This is a genomic window from Rhodococcus sp. ARC_M12 (assembly GCF_022810385.1).
In the GTDB taxonomy this organism is placed as follows: Bacteria; Actinomycetota; Actinomycetes; order Mycobacteriales; family Mycobacteriaceae; genus Rhodococcoides; species Rhodococcoides navarretei.
Genome location: NZ_JALGQI010000009.1, coordinates 111217 through 130644 on the forward strand (window position 1 = coordinate 111217; position 19428 = coordinate 130644).

A 19428-nucleotide genomic window follows, 5' to 3' on the forward strand; every position below is an offset into this window, starting at 1 on the left:
CGCCTCCCCTGGACGTGTCCTCGATCACGTTGTACGGTTCGCTCAGTTCACCAAACAGTGACATTGTTGTTCATCGACAACGAAACTGACGACGACCGACTGACACCCGGCGGCGCTCAGAAGAGCCGCACAACCATGTGGAGCGGGCGAATCGACCTGCCTTCGCCCCACCAACACCGATCAGAACGCCGATTTTGCCTCGGCGAGCCAGCCTCGTTGTCCGCCGAGCCGGCCGACAACCGACCTCAATCCCCTCACCCAGGATGGATCGTCATGACAGCATCTGAGATGCAGACAACCCCTTCAGTTAACGAACCTCCGGCCACGAGTGAACCCACTCATCACGTCACCCGCAGGCTGTGGCCTCGTCGCGACTCTCTGGTCACCGGCATCAAAGCAGTCGTCGGCATCGTCGGCTTGCTGGGCCTGTGGGAGCTGGCAGTTGTGGTGACCCGCCCTCCCGAATACATTCTGGTCGGGCCAATTGCAGCCTTCGCAGAGCTGTTCGCCCGTTTCGACTACTTCACGACAAACGCCTGGGTCACGATCGGCGAGGCCTTGGCCGGCTTCGTCGGCGGCACTCTGCTCGGCGTCATCTGCGGCGCACTCCTGCATTATTCGCCGACGATACGATCCTTCCTGTATCCGGCTTTGGTCGCCATAGACACGATTCCGAAGGTCGCTCTGGCACCGCTGTTCATAGTGTGGTTCGGGTTCGGGTTCGAGTCGAAGGCGTTCGTAGCCATGGCAATAGCCTTTTTCCCGCTCGTCATCAACACATTCGACGGGCTCAGCACCGTCCCGCACGAACTGAAGGAACTAGCGCGAATCAACAGGGCGTCGACGTGGAAACGGCTGACAAAGATCGAGTTCATCTACGCGCTGCCGTCGATCTTCTCCGGTGCCAAGATCTCGATCTCGCTGGCCGTCGGTGGAGCTGTCGTCGGAGAGTTCATCGCCGGCTCCAAAGGCCTGGGCTACGTGATCATGCTCGCCAACAGTCAGGTGGATCTGGCAGCGATGTTCGCCGCCTTCTTCGTGCTCGCAGCGATCGCGCTCGTTCTCTTCTTCATAGTCGATTTCGTCGGCAAGAAGCTCATGCCATGGAAGTCCCACGCTAAATGACCACCCGACCGGGAGACCACCATGTCTAAGACTCACATAGCTCGGGTAATGATGGCAGCAGCTGTGCTTGTTCCTCTGACAGCCTGCAGCGCAACAGATTCAGAGAACTCGATGTCCCTGATGGTCGACGTCGGCTATCTGCCGAAGCATGCACCGTTCTTCGCCGCGGTCGATCGAGGATTCTTCGATGAGGAAGGACTCGACGTGACGGTCATGCCCGGTTCCGGTTCGGGCAACACGGTCGCGGCGGTCGATACCGGCAAGGTCGATGCAGGCTGGGCCGATTTCGGTGTCACGGTATTGAACCAGGGCCGCGGTGCCCAGGTCACACAAGTCGACCTCCTGCAGGCCAGATCCGCATACGCGGTAGTAGCGATGTCGGACGGAAACATTCACGCCTGGGCAGACCTCAAAGGTAAGACCATTGCCACCGAGGGTGCCGGTGCCATGACCGCCATGTGGCCGTACGCACTCAGCAAGCTGGGCCTCGCCGACCAGGACGTCGACATCATCCATGCCGCGAGCAGTGCCAAAATTCCAGGTCTGCTCTCTCAACAGTGGGATGCCAACTTGGCTCTGTCGGTCTCCGACGGCCCAGCGATCGACGCGCTCGGCAAAGTGCCGGTGGTATTGAAGTGGTCCGATCTCGGCATCGACCTGTACGGCAACGGCATCATCTTCTCCAACGAGGAGTTGGAGACCAATCCCGACAAGGTCAAGCGATTCAACCGGGCGATGCAGCGGGCCTACCTGTGGTCGTGCGACAACCCCGAAGACGCTGCCGACTCGTTCCACAAAGAAGTTCAAGGATACGAAACGAGCACCGTCGTGCTTGCACTCGACGAGCAGTGCGCGCTCAACAACCGCATCGGCGAGGAATCCGAGCCCTTCGGACTGATGACCGACGCCGGCGTTCAGCAGATGATCGACGTGTCGCGCGAGTTTCTCGGACTGGATCCGAACTCGACGATCACACCTGCGCAGGTCTACAGCAACGACTACATCGACCCACTCCCCACCGACGAGATCGCCGCACCATGACCGCCTATTTGACTGGGAGACAACGATGAACAACAACGCAGTCGAAGTCAACAACGTCGGAGTCTCGTTCCGATCTCGCGACGGTGACACCAACACAGTGTTGAAAGGCGTCGACTTCGACGTCGAGCACGGACAGTTCGTATCCATCGTCGGCCAGTCCGGCAGCGGCAAAACGACACTGCTGAAAACCATTTCGGGACTGCAGATACCCAGCGAAGGCGAAGTACTCATCAAGGGTGCGCCGATTTCTGCCGGTGTCGAGGAGATCGGCATGGTGTTCCAAAGTCCCGTACTCCTACCGTGGCGCAACAACCTGGACAACGTCCTGCTGCCACTCGAATTTCGTGGCACTCGCGACCACGCATCGAAAGCGAGGGCGCTCGAGCTCCTGGACATGGTGGGACTGAAAGGCAAAGCCACGCGATATTCCTACGAGCTCTCAGGCGGCATGCAACAACGTGTGGCCATCTGTCGAGCCCTGGTCTCGGACCCGGAGCTGCTGCTCATGGACGAGCCCTTCGGCGCACTCGACGCAATGACCCGCGACACGATGAACTTCGAGATTCAGCGCATCTGGCAGAAGGCCGGTTGCAGCGTCGTTTTCGTCACCCACAGTATCTCCGAGGCCGTCTGGCTCGGAGACCGCGTGGTCGTGGTCGGTGACCGACCAGGGCGCATCATCGCCGACATCTCCATCGACCTGCCTCGACCGCGCGCCAAGGAACACCGCTATACCCCAGTGTTTGCCGACTACGTCAGTGAAGTCGAATCGCACATTGGTGTCACCGCCGGCATCAGCTGACCTCACGCACACACCCGTTCTACGACAGGACTATTTATGTTGCGACTATCCGCAAATCTCGACACGCTGGCCACCGACTTCGCCCTGTACCCGCACACAAGCTTGCTGTTCACCGCCATCCGGTTGGATTCGCATCCACTCGTGCGACCGCTGATCGCTCATTCGGACAGTACCGATCCGGTCTTGTTGGTGCGTCAGCAAGAGCAGGGCAACGTTCTATCCGCGGGGGTCGCGGCCGAACGAATTCGCTTCTACGCCCCGTGGGTGACACTGGATCCGCGACCGGTTGCGGGAGTCGAGGTGGCGCAGTCGTTGACCTCTCTGGTCGGCGAACTGGCTCGGGGGGAGACGGTTCGGCTCGACGCAGACGTGGTCTACAGCCACCAGATGACGCTAGCCGAAACCCTCACGGTGGAGATTGAACCTGCGATTTCGAGTCCTGTTCGAGTGCATACTCTTTCGACATCGGAGATCGTCGCCCGTTTCAATGAGTGGCGTCGACGCGGCGCTCGGGCGGCTGCAGACCTGATCTCCGAAGTACCGCATCTGCTGGGCCTCGCCGAACACTTCGGGACTTCCGACACCCGCTTCACAGGTCTCGAATCCCTGGCTGCCGAACGCGGTATCGATGGGCTCGTGCTGCTCGCCCCGCCGAACTTCTCCGAGGTGACCGGTAGAGCCGGCATCGGCGATTGCGCTGTGTGGATCCCGGGGAGCGATCAGGTCTACGTCTTGACCAACGACGCCGTCCACGGGGGCCGATACGGCGACGCGATCGGCGAGTACCCATCGCTCGCCGATGCCGTCGCTGCACTCGCACCAGGTGAAAGGATCGGAATCGAAGAAGAGTTCATTTCAGTCGGTGTCGCCGGACAGCTCGTCGACGCAGGCCTCGATTTGATTCCCGCTTCGATCGATCTCGCGCACTGGCGCGATATCCGCGACCACGAAGACCTGCCCTTCCAGGTCATTGCGGCCCGAACGAGCGTGTATGCGATCGAGGAAGCCCTGTCCTGGGCCGAGCGAAAGATCGATGCCGGAGACGAGTTCACCGAGTTGGACATCTACCGCCGCTACGTCGAGTTCATCGATGAGTTCAAGAGCGACAACAGTATCGACCTCGAGATCGAGCCGTATTTCACCAATCTGCACTCATCGAACCGCATGCTGTTTCCGGGTCCTCCCGTCGACTTTCCGATCAACGACGAAACCACGTGCATCCAGCTCGACGCCGGTGTGCAGGTGACAATCGACGGCGTCGTCGTCGCGACGTCGGACATGGCTCGTTCGCTGCCGCGCACGCCGGCAGCGAAGGAAGCGTACGAATTTTTCTTCACGGTAGTCAGAGAGGGCATCATTGGTCAGCTCAGGCCCGGCGTCGTCTGCGAAGACGTGCACGAGGGAACGCTGCAATTCCTCGCCCCTCACCTGCCGCGCATGATCGAGATCGGAATGCTCGGACAGGACACGGATTTCGACGGCATCTACCGAGGCCGCAACGTAGGACACTTGATGGGCAAACAGGAATCCTTCGCGAATGAGCTGCGTCCGGGATACAAGCACACACTCGACATCGGGTCCTTCGGGGCGGCCGAGATTCCCTGGCGGTACGGCGACGTCGCTATCGGCACCGAAGATCTGTGGTTCATCGGACGCGACCGAACTTTCATTCTCACCCAACGCGACAGGACTCGATCATGACCGACATCAGCCTCGTCGACCCGAAGACCCGCCTGTCGGCGAGAAATTTGACCCTGCCCAACCTCGGAGCCCCCGCCTACTCCTACGATGCCTGGACCCGGCACCGAGACGTTCTGTACTTGTCCGGGCAAATATCACGCACAGCAAACGGCGACGTAGTCACCGGTCTAGCGGGTGAGGACGCCACGACCGCTAACGCGGCCGCTGCTGCAGAAATTGCTGCTCTGAACTTGCTCGCCAGAATCGACCAGGCCGTCGGACTCGAAAATGTAAAACAGGTTCTAAAACTGAACGTGTGGATTGCCAGCGGTTCCGATTACACAGATCAACCCACCGCCGCCGAATCCGCATCTCAGCTGTTGATCGACGTCTTGGGTGACGCAGGCCGACATGCGCGAACAACTCTGCCGACCCACGTGCTACCGAAGAACGCGTTGGTGGAGCTGGAAGCTGTTGTTGCCGTAAAGGAGTAGGGAACACGCACGCAGGTACGGCAGCACCGGGAGCTCGATGTGAAAACGACACCACTCGCCGCGATGCATACCGGGCCGCACTACTATGCACAAGCGCTGAACCCCCATCGGTTGTCGAGCACGAAACATACTGTTCGACAACCGATGTCGAACTCTAACCGGAAACGGGATGCAATGCCGGTTGAGCTTGCCGCACGTCGAGGCCGCCGCCACGCAGGCATCGTCCGTCTCACCTACTCCCCTCGCGCGCGTCTGCGGTCCTCCGGGGTGAAGGCCGACACCGAGCACGCATCGACGCCTGCCGATCGCTTTCGATCCTGGTAATCCGCCACCGAATCGAAGGCTGCCGTCACACCCACCGACGTCGAGACGTATGTCATCGACTTGCCGCGCTGGAAGCCCAGATCGGCACCCACCTCGACGGCGTCGTGTTCGATCCCAAGAAGACGAAGTCCCAGCTGTACTCGGATTCCTGCTGCTGGATCAGCTCCCGCACAGCAGCATTCGTCCACTCTTGGCTCGAATTCTCGTGACCGTCGGTCATCACGAGAACGGTCACCGAGCCGGGACGCTCGTCCTCCGGTGTCGCAGCCAGACCCGCCCCGACCTCGCTGACGAGCCGGCCGATCGCGTCGTTCAACGCGGTGCCACCCCGCGGCTCGAGAACGAGCGGAGCGACGTCCTCGATGGGCGCGTTGTCGTAGACCCGCTCGTACCGGTTGTCGAACTGCGCGAGCGTGACCACGGTCCGGCCGTCGGCCTCACGTTCCTTGGTGATGAACGAATCGAATCCGCCACGGGTGTCGTCGGCGATGGAATGCATCGAGCCGGATCGGTCGAGCAATGCGGCCACGAGAGAGAGCTTCGGGTTGATCATGTTTTCCTTCCGTAGGACGCAGCCGGAACTGCGTCCAATGAATTTGGTTTGAGAGAACGGAAGAACGATTGGCGACGGCTACCGCAGCGCAACCGTCGTACCGCCCGAGAACGCCGAATCATGCAACTCGATCTCGGCAGGCACGGTCCCGACAGGGACGTCGAACACGACGGTTGTATCCAGCGCATTGCCTGGGTTGATCTGCTCGTAGCCGATGCCCTCGTCGAGATAGGCAGTCGCGAGGCTGTCGACCGAGTACTGCTTGCCGTCCGCGTCGAGCAACTTCTGCGAGGACGCGTCCAAGCTCTGGGCACGATCGCCGATGTTGCGCACGGACATCGTCACCTGGACGTACTCACCCTGCGCAGTCTGCGTCAGGTACTCCGAACCGACGGTCGCGACGGGTGGTACGACGGCGGTGACGACGAACTCGAACTTGCCGTCACGCACCGGGACACCAATCCCCGGCTGCGCCGGCTCGGCCGGTGCTGCAGGAGCCGCTTGTTCTGACGACGGGGATCCGGCCGGCGCGGGAGCTGTCGGGCTCTCCGACGAACCACCACCGATGAGCCGAATGAGGACACCCAGCACGACGATCGCCAGGATGGCCGTCAGGATCTTGTGGCGGGCAAACCAACTCTTCTTCTGCTCGGGAGCGGGCGGGGCGTACTGCTGCTGGGGGTTCGGGTTGTGGTTGGTCATGTCGATATTCCTCTCGTTCGGCGATGCATCAACCACACCGCAGTCGGCCCGGTCCGCGCCTCGGCTGACTGGTCGGTGCCCCTCCTCCTTTTGGTCGCATCCGATCGGCCATGCGGGCCGTTCGGACGATTCGCGGTGTCGGTGCTCGGCCGTACGCTTGCGTCCGTGAGCACCCACCGGACAGGCACCCTGCGCCGCAAAGCCTGGACAACGGCGGCGGTGGCCTTCAGCCTGTTCTGCTCGTTGATGACCGCAGGCTTGGCGGGTGCGTCCGGCACACCCGGGTGGAACCTGGGCCTCGGCGTCGCGCTCAACCTGATCGCTGGCGTCGCCTTGATCTGGCGACACGAACGGCCATGGGTGGTTCTGGGACTCGCGTTGGCCGGGCCACTGTTCTTCGCCACCGATGCGACGGCGGCGTTGATTGCCCTGTTTGCTGTCGGTGCGTTCGCACGCACCAGGCCGCTCGTAATTGCTGCCGTCGCTGTGTACGTCGCGTGCGGGGTGTCGTTGACGTACGACGCCCATCGCAGTCGGTACTACTCCGTCCTGACCATCGGTTCGACGAAGGCCGAGGATGGGTCCGTGCCGGTGGAATGGGACGTCCCGGCGTGGATTCCGTGGGTCGTCGCGGCGGTACTGGTCGGGTTGGTCGTGGGCGGAGCACTGCTGCGCCGCACCCGATCCGACCTGACGGAGGCTGTGGTCACGCGAGACAAGGTGACGGTGGAGTCCAACGCTCTTCGTGAGGAGATGCTGCTGAATGCGGAACGTGCCCGCATCGCCCGCGACATGCACGACACCCTCGCTGCCAGCCTCAGTCGCATCTCGTTGTTCGCAGGCGGAATGCAGGTCAACAGCACCGATGGACCCGAGAAGGTAGCCCAAACTGCGTCGATGATTCGGCAGACTGCGCACGACGCGCTCGATGAGTTGAAGCGCATTATCGGCGTGCTGCGGGGATCGGCCGATGCTTCGAGCGGTGGCCGGCAGAGTGTCGAGGGCATCTCCGATCTTGTGCACTCGGCGCGGGACGCGGGCTTGCACACGTCACTGATGCTCGACGTGACGCCCGGTGAAATTGGTGCTGCGAGCAGTCATGTGGCGTATCGGGTAGTGCAGGAGTCGCTCACCAACGCGCAGAAGCACGCTGGCGGTTCCACCATTCGGGTGGCGGTGTACGCGTCCGATCAGGCGGGCGTTCGGGTGGAGGTGCGCAATCAGCTGATGGGGCAACCGGCCTTTGCGCATGGGTCGGGTGCGGGTTTGGCGGGATTGGCCGAACAGGTCCACGGGGTGGGCGGCACGTTTAGTGCCGGTGCTCAGCCGGGCGAGTTCGTAGTGGCGTGCTGGTTGCCGTGGTACTCCTGACTGGCATTGTCGGAGTGGCGTTCTAAGCTCAGCGAACCATGACAGCGCCAGCCGTGATCACCGTTCTGATCGTCGACGACGACCCCTTCGTTCGGCGTGGAGTGACGGACATCTTCGCCAAGACACCGGACATTTCGGTGGTGGGCGACGTGGAGGACGGCGACCAGGTGCCTGCTGCGGTGGCGGCGTTCCGGCCACACGTGGTGCTGATGGATCTTCAGATGCGCCGGGTCGGCGGATTGGATTCCACCCGCGAGTTGATGACGCTGGCCCATCCCCCGAAGGTCATTGCGATGACGGCGATGGATGTGGACGATCTGGTGGTACGGGCGATCGAGGCAGGGGCGCACAGCTTTCTGAGCAAAAGCGAGGCACCCGAGACGTTCCATCAGTCGGTTCGAGCAGTGGCATCCGGCAACACGTTGTTCAGTGAGGATTCGCTCCGGAAAATTGTGGCGACGTCGATGTTGCCGGCAGCTCCGGCAACGGTGTCGATGGACGTGCTGAGCCCGCGGGAGCGAGATGTGCTGCGCATCTTGGCTACTGGTTCGACCAATGCGGATATCTCCTCCGAGCTGTACCTCAGCGAGACGACGGTGAAGACCCATATCTCCGGGATCTTCGTGAAACTCGGTGTGCGCAATCGAGTCGAGGCGGCACTGGTTGCCTTCAGAGCGGGAATGGTCACGTGAGCGAGCCGAGCCAGAACCGCTAATCACCAATTGAATTCAGTGTCCACGTATCTCGCGTCCTTATTGGTACCTTCACTCTGCCCGTATCAATCTGCACGAGGAGCCACGTGACCACACCGGTTACCGACCAGACCACAACGAGCACGCTGACCGGACATGTGTTCGTAGTTCGCGGTCTTCTCGAATCCATTGCGTGCGATGCGGTCATCGTGCCCACCAGCTCCAGCTTTCGCCCGCGCTACACGTGGTTCTCGGTCCTCGGTGTCGAGGACGGCACGGCACCGTCCGGCGCAGTCGACGATCGAGTCAGATCCTTCCCCACCGACTCGAATCACGGCCCCGCGTGGCTGCTGAATGTGGCTCACGACGGTCACAGATCGGTCGACTGGTTGGTCGACGGTCTCAGAGCCGCGTTCGATCGAATCGCGGCCGAACTCGCATCGCGCAGCCTCGGTGATGGTCGGGTTCGTCCTCTCATTGCTCTTCCCACTTTGGGCGTAGGTCAAGGCGGGTATGAGGGTGTCCGAGGACAAGTGATACGCGCTCTTCATTCGACGGCAATGGGCTTCGTCGCTCATTCGGACTTCGACGTCGTGTTCGTGGTCGAGAATGCAGCCGACTACGCTGCCTTCCAGTCCATACGCAAGGCCGCATCGAACGAAGGGCGTGATGAAGCCCGACGGCTGGCCGAGCTCATCGCAGGCGGTGACGTCGCACTACTTCTCGGCGCAGGTGTCAGTATTTCCGCCGGTCTGCCGACCTGGGACAACCTGTTGGGCCAGCTCAAGGACACACTCCTTCCCGATCTCGATCCGAAAGTGTTCTCAAAACTCGGAGTGCTCGATCAGGCACAGCTGCTCGCGAACTCAAGTCCGTCGAAAACGCTGGGGCACAGCGTCTCGCAGCTGATCAAATCGGGTGGAGTCAAAAAGCCGACGCTCTCGCATTGTCTGTTGGCTTCGCTGAATGTCGCCAAAGTCGTTACCACAAACTACGACTCGTTGTACGAGGACGCATTCAATGCAGCCCACCGATCTGCATCGATCTCCGTTTTACCTCGAGGTGACGTGGTGGCACATCAGCCGTGGCTCTTGAAGATGCACGGCGACGTCGAAGATCCGGACAGCATCGTTCTCAGTCGGCGCGATTTCGTGCTGTACGACGCGGAGCGCCGCCCTTTGGGTTCGATCGTCCAGTCGCTGATGTCCACCGGTCATCTCGTGGTCATCGGTGCGTCGATGACCGATGACAACGTGCTCCGGCTGGCGCACGAAGTGCTGGCCATGAATGCCAAGTACGACCAGGAGAGAGTTCTCGGAACAGTAATCACTCTGCGGCCCGACGCGATCCGCAGCGCGTTGTGGAAGGGCGACTTCGACTTCATTCCCGCGTCGACGGCTCCGACTGACAAGATCGCCGCGCGCGACCTCGAATTTCTGCTCGACCGAGTCGCCATGCACGCGAGCGAACAATCTCGCTATCTCTTGGACCCCAGGTACGCCGAACTCCTCGGAAAGGACGAACAGCGTCTCGCCCGCACACTGAGGGAAGTCGCCGGTGCAATCGACGGACTGTCGACAAAGTCGAAGAACCGATGGACGGCACTCAGCACCGTTATCTCCAAACTCGGGCACACACTGAACAGAGACGAACAGCCGTAGCGCGAAGCGTTGCATACGCGGACACGGATGCGCGAAATCAAATCGCCGTCGGGTTCAACGTCAACTTTGCCGACTTTGTCGACAACTTTAGAAGGTGAAGTACCTCAACAACGAGACCACACGATGTCCTCGGCAGGGTTCTGCTGCAGTCCGCGAAGTTCTCCATCGTCCGATACTCCAAATTTACGGCGAGCGGGATTATTCGGTGAGAGTGCCTCGTTCACTGGGGACCAACGAGTCTCTACGAGATCCTGAAGGTCACCTGGACAGATCGAGTCGTGGAATACTCGTGTGCCGCAAGCACAAGGCAGGGCCACCGAAAGTGCTCCGAGCTATTCGTGCAGAATCTGGGTATGAGTGACTTGGTTCCGGCAAATCAAAGCCCGGATGACATGGTGTTCGTGTCGGAGGACGAATTCGGCACGGTGGTAGCAGGGTCGAAGTCAGCCGTCGCAGAGTTCGTCGCAGAATGGCAGGCCGACTTCTCGATCACGCAGCGCGAAACAACTCTGACTTCATCGGCACTAGACAAGGTTCGGTCGGCATGCGCCGGGATCTTGAGGTCACCGGACTCCGCGTCCTTCCTACTCCGAAGTGAGTCCTCACTCCGTGCACCCGTCGAGAGCGTGAGCTATCGACGGGTCACGAAGTCATTGGAGACCGGGCGGTTCACCAGCAACACACCCATTCCACCCGAGTTGCTTGCTGGCAGTCCACAAAGCGCTCTGGCAGCCGCCATGGTAATTTCTGCGCTCGAGTCCATGATCGAACCTCTGCAGCAGAGCCTCGATCGAATCGAAGATATGACCGCCGACATCCTCAGGCTTGCCGACGCTGAGCGGACCGGCGATGTGTTCGGGCGCAGACGTGTCCTGCGACGCTTGACCGGCGAGTTGGACAACGGGGCGGTGCTGACGGAGACCGATTGGGACAGTGTTGCCGGACTCGGACCCGACCTTGAGATCGGAGTAGAGCGTCTGCGGCACTACAGCACACGCCTGTTGCTCGACTTGCGGGCCGACGTCGCAGCGGATGATCGCGCGGACCTTCTGGCGAAGGCTGTTCAGAAGGATCGCTTGGGTGAGACCCTTCAACTGCTGCTGATTGCCCAGGAGTCTCTCTTTCTCTGGCAGCGAATCAGGGTAGAACGAGTCGAACTTCGCGAGGCCGAGTATCTCCCACAGGTTTTGGAGAGCGCAAAGGCAACTCTGAGAGAGCATCTTGCAGCGGACGTCGCGCTGGTCGCAGATCTACGCAGCACACTCGACACGTACGGAACCTTGCGAGTCTCGGAATTCCACAGGAAGCTATCCGCTCGACGCCTCAAGAAAAACCTCACGCCACTCCGCACAGACATCGATTCGTTCGTCACAAACCGAGCACTCCAGGTCGCCCAATGGAACGAACCCAAGAACCCGGGGGTACTGGATGCTCTGCGTGCGTTGAAGGTTGCAGGGGAAAATGCAGTCGATGCAAGCGTTGAAACAGTCGGCAGAGCAGCTGAGTTGGTACAGCGGAGTACCGAGTCTTGGTCGGAGCGAAGGGCACAGAAGTCTCATCAAGAGGGTTCGGCCGGTGACCAAGACATTGAGAAATAGTTATCGAACGTTTGCAGCGATAGCCTTGGCTTGTTCCCACTGGACAGGGCGGGAACCTAGATTGAGTTCTGATGCTGTTGGAGACGAAGTTCGAGGACTCGGGCAGACGAGCAGTCCCATGGACAGCGGAGTTCACATTTTTAGGGAATACAACGCTTCCTGCTGCGCGGAGACGAATCTGGAGCAACCGGGCCAGCGCGGCAATTTCAGTCGCCTAGTCGGCGGGTCACCAGACCTGCAGCGGCCTCGATCCGCTGGCACCCCAGCGGTCGAGCAAGACTTCTTTGATACTCAATCCGCTGTCCATCCTGGCGGTGGAGCAATGCTGGCGATCACGCGTGCAGTTAGATGCTTTCACCGTCAAAACACCAATTTTGTAAATGTCAACCGACCTGGACAAGCAAGAATCAGTCAGTTGAACAACTCGGCGAACCCGTTTTCCACGGAGCGAAGTAACGATGCCGAACCCGATCCATCAGGATAGCGGATGAGCGCTCCGTTTGCATTCGCAGTGATAAAGCCAGTTGCAGCGTGGGTCGCCCGCCTCGTCGCGAGGATGATCAAGTCTGCATTGCGCGCATGGTGCCTCAGGGCGGGATTGCCGTCCTTAGCTGACGATAGTTCCACTTGAACGTTAGGCCACTGAGACTCAAGTGTCGTCTTCACTCTTGCAAGTGCCCCGAGATCGAGGCTGTACAGCAAGACTCGGCCACTCACGACTGCTCGGCTATCAGACTTCTCGACAGCTTCCGATGTAGCAGCGGACCAGTCGTAATCAAGTTTGATGTCTTCTGTAACCAGACTAGCTAGCTTACGGAGCGACTCAGATAATCTGTGCCTTTGCTGGTTGAGAGGAGACAGCAGTGCCGTTACGAAATTGGCTCGTGCGGCGGCGTCACCCCAAGGACCACATACAACCACGTCTGCAAGGTCGATTGCGCGCGTTGCGTTCCCTATCGCTACCCATCTATCCGCGAAATCCTGGACATCGCCGAGTAACTCTCGGTAAGCGCCAGGCGGCGGACCACTACGCAGGAAGATTTCGAGTAGCGCGCAGATTGCTCCCAAATCAACAGGACTAAACCGTTCCGCTACGAGATACCGACGCACGAGCGCAGATGCCGTGCGTGCAGCAGGGCGGTCCAGTTCGTCGGCTTCGAGAAGTGCTGCTACACCGGACAAGAGATCGTCCGTGGCGACTTCGGGCAGGGCGTCGACCGCGTCAGCCAACTCGGCATCGACTTGCCAAGCCGGTGCCCAAGCCAACGCCTGCCCAGCATCAAGCGGCACCCCCTGATCAACTGCGAGACGACCTACCCAACTCAGCCAGGAGTCGACCGGTGTCACCGCCGGTGCGGGCACTTCTGGTTCCGGTTCCGGTTCCGGTTCTGGTTCTGGTTCTGGTTCTGGTTCTGGTTCTGGTTCTGGTTCTGGTTCTGGTTCTGGTTCTGGTTCTGGTTCTGGTTCTGGTTCTGGTTCTGGTTCCAACGATTGTTTGGAGACCAGCGTTTGGGTGACGGGCACCGAGTCGGCTGTCGAACCTTGCGAGTCAGTAAGCAGGCGCAGGCGTACGTTTGGGTCGACAGTCGAGTTAGCTGCAAGCACGGACTCCAGGGGTGGATCTCGGCGGGCTATCGCGACGAGGGCGCAAACTGTGCTTACGTCAGCATTATTGGTCGTCGCGACCACACCGTCGACGAGCATGGCCACATCGGGTCGCGCGTCCGCGATCGCCGTCAACGCAGCATCGACGTCACCCACAGCCAATGGAAGTGAAAGATTTACTCTTGCCCATGCTGCCAACACGCCTTCGCGGACGAGCCTCGGAGGATCGACGTATACCAGGGTCGGCAGCGAGCCATGCGCGAGTAGTTCATCGTCCCTACCCAATTGAAACAAGCGTCGAATCTCAAGAAAAGCGACGTTCTCATGCGAAACTCCGCCAAAGGCCTTGATCTCTCGCAGGAGACTTTCGGATGATTCGACCGCCCCAGATGCAAGAGCAAGATCGAACTCACGGAGCATACGGCCAATCGGCCGGGGCACCTCAGGGATACGCAGCGGAGCGTCGCCGACCGCTGCGGCGAGTCTACGGAGCGCGGTGAAGGTTCCGGTTTCGGTATTTGCCGACGGCCGTAGGACAAATGTGGTCCCCGGGCCGACTAAATCCAAGACTGCGCGATCGACAGCATCCTCAGGATCGAGTCGCGCGACCCGCCCGTCGAATTTACACCAGTGATGGGCGACTGCCGCCTCGAGTAGAGGCCGGACACGGCCGGCATGTGCGACGTCCCAACACACCACGTAGATCACAGTTGGCTTCGCTCTATCGCGACTCCGTGGAACTATTACCGGGCATTCTCCGCGATCTGAAAGGGATACGAGAAAGGGTTGGATGGTGGCGGCGACGGAACTGGCGGGATCAGTGTTCGGCCAAATTAAGTTCGGCGGCGCGAAAAACCGCTCAAGAAACACCTCGGAGGATATCGCCGCGGTCACGTGAGATCGCCGATCCATCGAGTTCGCAACTCAAGGCGGTGCCGGGCCGCTTCCTCTTGGTCAAGTTGTAATTCCATACTCTCCTCGTTCACCTGGGTTCCATTCCAGGTAAAATTCATCGAACCAGTAAGTAACCAGTCTCCGCCAACCAAGAGTTTCTCGTGGAGGTACTCGCTGGCGTACAGGTGAAGTGATGTGTTAACCGCCGATCGGCGCAAACGTTGCACGAATACTTCATTGTGATCGACCTCGCGCACAGCCACATGAATCTCGGTCCCGCGGCGCGAGAGTTCTCCGAGCACCGCGCTCAGCGTCATGTCCGATGGCGGGTCGACGCCGAGGACAGCGTCGAACTGTCCTGTCCCGTTATCGATCACAACGACGTCGGAAACCCATCCACTGACAAGCCAGAACTCGTCACTCGGCGAGCACAACTCAGACAGCAATGCGGTCGCCAGCACATCACGGATAGCCAGGCCATTACGTGGTTTTGTTCGGATGGTTCGCCGCGCTGTCACTGCAACTCCTCAGCTAACGAAACCGCGGCAGTCATCTGGCCACGGCGCTGCGAAATGGCTTTTAGCCGGCCAAATACTCGAAGCCCACCACGCTCGATTGGCCTGGTCGTCACTTCCCTTAGCGCTTGGGCCAGATCTGCACGACGCGGGTACGGCGCTGTCAGCAGAACCCGCGCGTCCCCGCCAATTGCCCGCGCATAATCGTCAAGCCATCCAGGCTCCGTCACGTCGATGATGGCGGCCCCGTCCCGAACAGCCTCGTTGAGCATCAAGCGTTCGATAACCACGTTCCGGCGGTACGGATGCCAGTGGTTAAGGCGTTGCGAACGTGCCTGGGCACCGCGTAGCCACAACAGCGAGAATACCGAATCGACGGAAAGTGATTTTAGATCGATTCCTAGTCTTCCCTGGGAAGCATGATAGGCAATTGTACGAGCGTCAATTTCGACGCCCAGCCGTGCCTCTAAGTCCACCCAGGCAGTGGCCAGATCAGAAACGACGCGATCGATCTCTGGCCTGGACCCGGGCCGCATAAATCGTGCTGCGAAGGTGGATATCAGCAGATGATCTGGTGGGCCGTCGGACTCAGTCCATATGGCACGAACACGTTCAAGGGAGTAGTCCATGGCAGCGACACCTTCGGCGCTTCGGAACTCAGCGACAGCCGTCGAAAAGTCCGAGCCTGGGGTGACCAAATTAGCGAGTGCCTCTCGCATCGATTCATCGACCTCTTCAGCGTCGGTTGGAGAGCACGCGCGCGCAACTGCATCCCAGAACCGTCGCGGATCCAGTCCGTACTCCCTGTGCAGCGATTCGATCAGACCGAGGCCACCGATAGCCGTCTCCGACACGAAAATTCGGTAGGCCCGGGTGTTCTCGTCGAATTCCACGTCGCAAGCCAAGTCAGCTTCGTTTGCATCAGAGAGAGATTCGCTCACCGCAGCAAGTAGCGCGTTGGCAAACGTATCGAGGAATACCCGATCGAGCAGGTCGCCGGTTTCAACCCGTAACTCATCGACACCAAGCAGGCGGCCGTGGTCTTCGATCACGGTCCGAACCAGTGGATCGGTAGCTAGTTCTGCCAGAGTGCGCTGCATTCTGCTCTCGTCCTCGTCCTGCCCGTCCGTGCGATATGCGACTGCAAGAAACTCAGGAAGATTGATTGCCCAGATGCCGCCAGCTAGTTGGTCGGGTATGACTTCGACAGGGCTGCCCCCTAATCCTCTGGCCACAAACGCTTCAAGATAGACGCTTGACAGCCACTCGCGCTGAAAAACGTTAGCCAGGTCGTCTAGTCGTTCGTCTTCCAACACCCGCGAGCGAAAGGCGAGCGTCCTCCACGGCGGGGACGATGTGAAGCCTTTCAAAAAAGATGGTCCACCCGCGGACAGTCGACCGGTTACGACCATCGCGTCAACTTCGAGTTCAAATCCGATCGCAGCAGGCGCGCCATCATGTTCGTATCGGACGTGAACCGGAGTCCGTTGGCCCGCAAGGTAAGCCAGTTCGCCGTCGGAGCCAATAGCCATCCGCCGGACCTTCAATGGGCCGCCGCCGAGATGCAGCGCGAAGGCACAGGTTCCGACAAGCGTTGCCCAGATCGACGGTGTAGGTATATCCACGTGATGCAGGGCCTCGTCGACGTAATCGAACGCAGACCTCCACAACGGCATCGCACTAGAACTGTCGGTGATGTCGGGCGGTGGACTACAGAGGCGAAGGGCAAGTGGCCGCACCACCGTGTACTGCTCGCCGGCAGGTGTGTCCCAGATACCGAGGCCATGGCCGGCGGCGATCACGTCGGTCAACTCAAGTCCGCTATCGTTGTCTGGCACAGGGAGCCACGTACTCAGCGAAGCGTGGGCATGGCCGAACCTGCGACTCACACGGCCCGGTACCGCCTCGCGCAACGCCTGCATGATCGGCATTCGCGGTGAATCCTCCCCGAAGTTGGTGGGCAACTCAAAAAGAACGTCCGGCGTGTTTAGCGAAGCAAACAACGTGTCCGACATGAATTCAGGGAGAGGCTTACGATCTTTTGCTCCTGGGTCGACTTCGTCGGGGATGGTCGTCCACTCCGCTTCGAGGCGGCGCAGTGCTGTTGGCACCACTGACAGAATCAGAGATCGTGGCTCCTCCCACAATGCGGCACTAACCTCATCTGCAGGTAGGGCCATCGACCGTCGCAGGTGGTCGGCTAATTCAAGTTGGGTCTGGCTTTCGGAGAGGACAGCACGCAGCACCGAAATCACCTGGGCGGTCTTCCAAGGCACCTTGCCTCTCCAAGGCGGAGACAGTACTGAGCGAACGTCGGCACCTGTCTTGCGGGCAATCCAGTCCAGCAGAGAGTGTGTCGCCTGCATCTTTACGACAAACCGATTATTGATGGGCAAGGACCGGGTGTCGATTTCGGGGTCCAAGAGTTTCTCGTACGTCTGGTATGCAATTCGATCTCGCCCGTAATCGGACAGCACGACGACGGTCAATGGCCGCATCTCCAATCGTCGCCCGGCACGGCCCCGTCGCTGCAGAAAGGATGCGAGGTCACGCGGAGCCTTGTGCTGGATTACAGCGCCGACCCTAGGGTCGTTGAAACCCACCTCCAGCGAGGAAGTCGCGACGATGACGTCCGCGGAAGTGTCGACTCCGGAATCCTGAGAAGATGTGCGTGCAATTCGGAGTGGCTGGTTCATCCGCTGCAAGCGGTAAGGCATATCCCAAGACTGCCCATCCGGGTAGCGGGCCCCAGATTGTGGTCCCGCCGGACTACGAAGGTCGGCAAGCACTTCGCCGGCCATCCGTCCGCGGGGTTGCGCCCCTTCAGCGTCCCTAAGGTTGTCGTATAGCCGATTGATCACGTCTAGGTCGTCGGTGAACGCGAACGAAACCGACCCATAAATACCTGGATTGGTGTCCAGCACGCGACCAAGTAGCATCGCTGTCTGAATGGTCGTCGACAGTAGAGGACTGCCCGATACAGGGTCGCCGCGGAGCACGATTCCGTACTCTCGACTGATCGGCAGTAATTCATCGGGGCTCGGGGCAATGACCTCAACGTAGTGCCGTTCTGCCCCCGTCAATGCCGCGAAGAAGTCACCGGCGTCGCGCAGCGTTGCTGACAACCCCACCATGATGGGGCTATCGACCCCCCACTGACGATTTGCGTGGCGCCAGCGCCGGAGCATTAGGGCGACCTGCGCACCATGCACGCCGGTGTAGGTGTGCACCTCGTCGAGGAGCACCATTTTGGTGCCGTTGGGGCCTTTCCAACCCAGAAGTGGTGCCAGCCTTAGGTTCGTTGACTGCTGACTCAACATCTCCGTCGAGCTGAAGAGGATATCGGGCGGATCCTTTTCCATGGACTCCCGTGTGAGCGCGATCGTTCCAGGCAGCGTATTAAAACTGCACGTGGAGCATGCGAGTCGCTCGCGTCCGGCCGCCCGGTCTGTGTCCGACCAGACGAGGCTACCCTGGCAGTTCTCGGTCAGGCACGGGAAATATGGCGCAGACCACCCGTAACTTCGCCGCTTCCAGGCGCGCCAGTCGTGATCACTATCAAGGTCACGAGCATGCGGAGTCTGACCGTAAAGAAGTCCGATACGCGCCGATCGCCCACCCGGCCTCGCATTGAGTGGACCAAGATCGATGACGACCCGAAGCGCCTCCCGGGCCTGGTCTCGCAGCAACTCGTTGCGCGGATACAGTGCAAGGGTGTGCGGGCCACTGCGCTTCTGCCCATGGGTAGCAGCGATGTCCAACAGGGCAGGTATGTAGAAAGCAAGCGTTTTGCCTGAACCCGTTCCCGAGGTCACAATTCGGCCTGTCAACTGAGGTTCTCCGAGCGCGGACAGAATAGACTCTGTGGCGTGGATCTGAAAGCGTGCGAGTTTGTTATTGCCCACTAGTCGCAGGAACACGTCGGAGTGCCGATCCGTCCATCCTGTCAGACTCCTGAGTTCCTCGATTGCAGCTTTCGGCGTAGTTTCACGACGGGGGTAGCGTCGCGGCCCAACCTTAATCCGATAATCAGCCACCAAAGTTCTCGAATGCCGCCACCAACCAGGCGAAGATGTGTCTTTCTGTGGAAAAAGTTGACGAAGGTAGCGCAACAGTCGCATTGTCTCGCCCAAACGAGTGCGGTACTTCGGTGTCGATTCTGGGAGACGATGCAGCAGATTGTGGTTAAGCAAGTAATCGAGGTACTCCTCGACGGTAGCTAGTTCCGCCTCGATCTCCTCTGCGTCCTTGTCGAGTTGGACGTCGATGGCATCTTCAACCTCGGACTGACTCAAAAAGCCGTCGACAACGCCCCATGCAAGCAGTCTAAGTTCTTTGTCCTCCAATCGGCTGAGTAGATCCGGCACACCC

At 60.0% G+C, this 19428-nt stretch carries 15 protein-coding genes; 9 read left to right on the forward strand and 6 right to left on the reverse strand.

Translation table 11 applies throughout. The features are described from left to right. The first annotated feature begins 66 nt into the window (after positions 1 to 66). The 5 genes from MTX35_RS13340 (at position 67) to MTX35_RS13360 (ending at position 5142) form a co-directional block, all read left to right on the forward strand. A complete protein-coding gene (locus MTX35_RS13340) occupies positions 67 to 1125 on the forward strand; it encodes an ABC transporter permease (protein ID WP_243595437.1) in 1059 nt (352 codons plus the stop codon). 111 nt (positions 1126 to 1236) lie between these two features. Next, positions 1237 to 2166, forward strand: a complete 930-nt coding sequence (locus MTX35_RS13345; RefSeq protein WP_243595438.1) for an ABC transporter substrate-binding protein — start codon at positions 1237 to 1239, stop codon at positions 2164 to 2166. Positions 2167 to 2191: 25 nt separating this feature from the next. Next, complete coding sequence (locus MTX35_RS13350; RefSeq protein ID WP_243595439.1) at positions 2192 to 2968, forward strand: ABC transporter ATP-binding protein; 777 nt, start codon at positions 2192 to 2194, stop codon at positions 2966 to 2968. A 36-nt stretch (positions 2969 to 3004) separates the two neighbouring features. Beyond that, on the forward strand, positions 3005 to 4669 hold the full coding sequence (locus tag MTX35_RS13355) for a M24 family metallopeptidase (protein WP_243595440.1): 1665 nt from the start codon (positions 3005 to 3007) through the stop codon (positions 4667 to 4669). Continuing rightward, a complete protein-coding gene (locus MTX35_RS13360; RefSeq protein ID WP_243595441.1) occupies positions 4666 to 5142 on the forward strand; it encodes a RidA family protein in 477 nt (158 codons plus the stop codon). Before MTX35_RS13355 ends, MTX35_RS13360 begins: the two co-directional genes overlap by 4 nt. A 233-nt stretch (positions 5143 to 5375) precedes the next feature. Here MTX35_RS13360 and MTX35_RS13365 read toward each other — a convergent pair whose 3' ends face one another. The 3 genes from MTX35_RS13365 to MTX35_RS13375 form a co-directional block, all read right to left on the reverse strand. After that, positions 5376 to 5522, reverse strand: coding sequence for a hypothetical protein (locus tag MTX35_RS13365; protein ID WP_243595442.1), 147 nt, complete (start codon positions 5520 to 5522; stop codon positions 5376 to 5378). After that, complete coding sequence (locus MTX35_RS13370) at positions 5519 to 6019, reverse strand: vWA domain-containing protein (RefSeq protein WP_243595443.1); 501 nt, start codon at positions 6017 to 6019, stop codon at positions 5519 to 5521. Before MTX35_RS13370 ends, MTX35_RS13365 begins: the two co-directional genes overlap by 4 nt. Before the next feature lie 78 nt (positions 6020 to 6097). Then, entirely contained in the window at positions 6098 to 6721 is a 624-nt protein-coding gene (locus tag MTX35_RS13375) for a DUF4352 domain-containing protein (protein WP_243595444.1), read from the reverse strand. Between the two features lie 135 nt (positions 6722 to 6856). On the opposite strand from MTX35_RS13375, the gene MTX35_RS13380 reads away from it, so the two are divergent. The 4 genes from MTX35_RS13380 (at position 6857) to MTX35_RS13395 (ending at position 12043) form a co-directional block, all read left to right on the forward strand. Further along, a complete protein-coding gene (locus MTX35_RS13380; protein WP_243595445.1) occupies positions 6857 to 8092 on the forward strand; it encodes a histidine kinase in 1236 nt (411 codons plus the stop codon). Between the two features lie 38 nt (positions 8093 to 8130). Beyond that, entirely contained in the window at positions 8131 to 8784 is a 654-nt protein-coding gene (locus tag MTX35_RS13385) for a response regulator transcription factor (protein WP_243595446.1), read from the forward strand. A 107-nt stretch (positions 8785 to 8891) separates the two neighbouring features. Continuing rightward, positions 8892 to 10445, forward strand: a complete 1554-nt coding sequence (locus tag MTX35_RS13390; RefSeq protein ID WP_243595447.1) for an SIR2 family protein — start codon at positions 8892 to 8894, stop codon at positions 10443 to 10445. 353 nt (positions 10446 to 10798) lie between these two features. Beyond that, complete coding sequence (locus MTX35_RS13395) at positions 10799 to 12043, forward strand: hypothetical protein (protein WP_243595448.1); 1245 nt, start codon at positions 10799 to 10801, stop codon at positions 12041 to 12043. Between the two features lie 411 nt (positions 12044 to 12454). Here MTX35_RS13395 and dpdD read toward each other — a convergent pair whose 3' ends face one another. From dpdD to dpdJ, 3 genes are read right to left on the reverse strand one after another with little or no spacing between them, the layout of a single operon-like run. Beyond that, positions 12455 to 14560: a protein DpdD gene (dpdD, locus tag MTX35_RS13400; RefSeq protein ID WP_279395924.1), complete on the reverse strand. Its 2106-nt coding sequence runs from the start codon at positions 14558 to 14560 to the stop codon at positions 12455 to 12457. After that, entirely contained in the window at positions 14539 to 15060 is a 522-nt protein-coding gene (gene dpdK, locus MTX35_RS13405) for a phospholipase D-like domain-containing protein DpdK (RefSeq protein ID WP_243595450.1), read from the reverse strand. The genes dpdD and dpdK overlap by 22 nt, the downstream gene beginning before the upstream one ends. Further along, complete coding sequence (gene dpdJ / locus MTX35_RS13410) at positions 15057 to 19424, reverse strand: protein DpdJ (protein ID WP_243595451.1); 4368 nt, start codon at positions 19422 to 19424, stop codon at positions 15057 to 15059. Before dpdJ ends, dpdK begins: the two co-directional genes overlap by 4 nt. Between the last annotated feature and the right edge of the window lie 4 nt (positions 19425 to 19428).

Excerpts from the sequence above, each read along its gene's own strand:
- MTX35_RS13345 (WP_243595438.1), top strand. The coding sequence starts at position 1,237 with ATGTCCCTGATGGTCGACGTCGGCTATCTGCCGAAGCATGCACCGTTC.
- MTX35_RS13350 (WP_243595439.1), top strand. The coding sequence starts at position 2,192 with ATGAACAACAACGCAGTCGAAGTCAACAACGTCGGAGTCTCGTTCCGA.
- dpdD (WP_279395924.1), bottom strand. The coding sequence starts at position 14,560 with ATGGATCGGCGATCTCACGTGACCGCGGCGATATCCTCCGAGGTGTTT.
- MTX35_RS13395 (WP_243595448.1), top strand. The coding sequence starts at position 10,799 with ATGAGTGACTTGGTTCCGGCAAATCAAAGCCCGGATGACATGGTGTTC.
- MTX35_RS13360 (WP_243595441.1), top strand. The coding sequence starts at position 4,666 with ATGACCGACATCAGCCTCGTCGACCCGAAGACCCGCCTGTCGGCGAGA.
- MTX35_RS13375 (WP_243595444.1), bottom strand. The coding sequence starts at position 6,721 with ATGACCAACCACAACCCGAACCCCCAGCAGCAGTACGCCCCGCCCGCT.
- MTX35_RS13385 (WP_243595446.1), top strand. The coding sequence starts at position 8,131 with ATGACAGCGCCAGCCGTGATCACCGTTCTGATCGTCGACGACGACCCC.
- MTX35_RS13355 (WP_243595440.1), top strand. The coding sequence starts at position 3,005 with ATGTTGCGACTATCCGCAAATCTCGACACGCTGGCCACCGACTTCGCC.
- MTX35_RS13370 (WP_243595443.1), bottom strand. The coding sequence starts at position 6,019 with ATGATCAACCCGAAGCTCTCTCTCGTGGCCGCATTGCTCGACCGATCC.
- MTX35_RS13365 (WP_243595442.1), bottom strand. The coding sequence starts at position 5,522 with ATGACATACGTCTCGACGTCGGTGGGTGTGACGGCAGCCTTCGATTCG.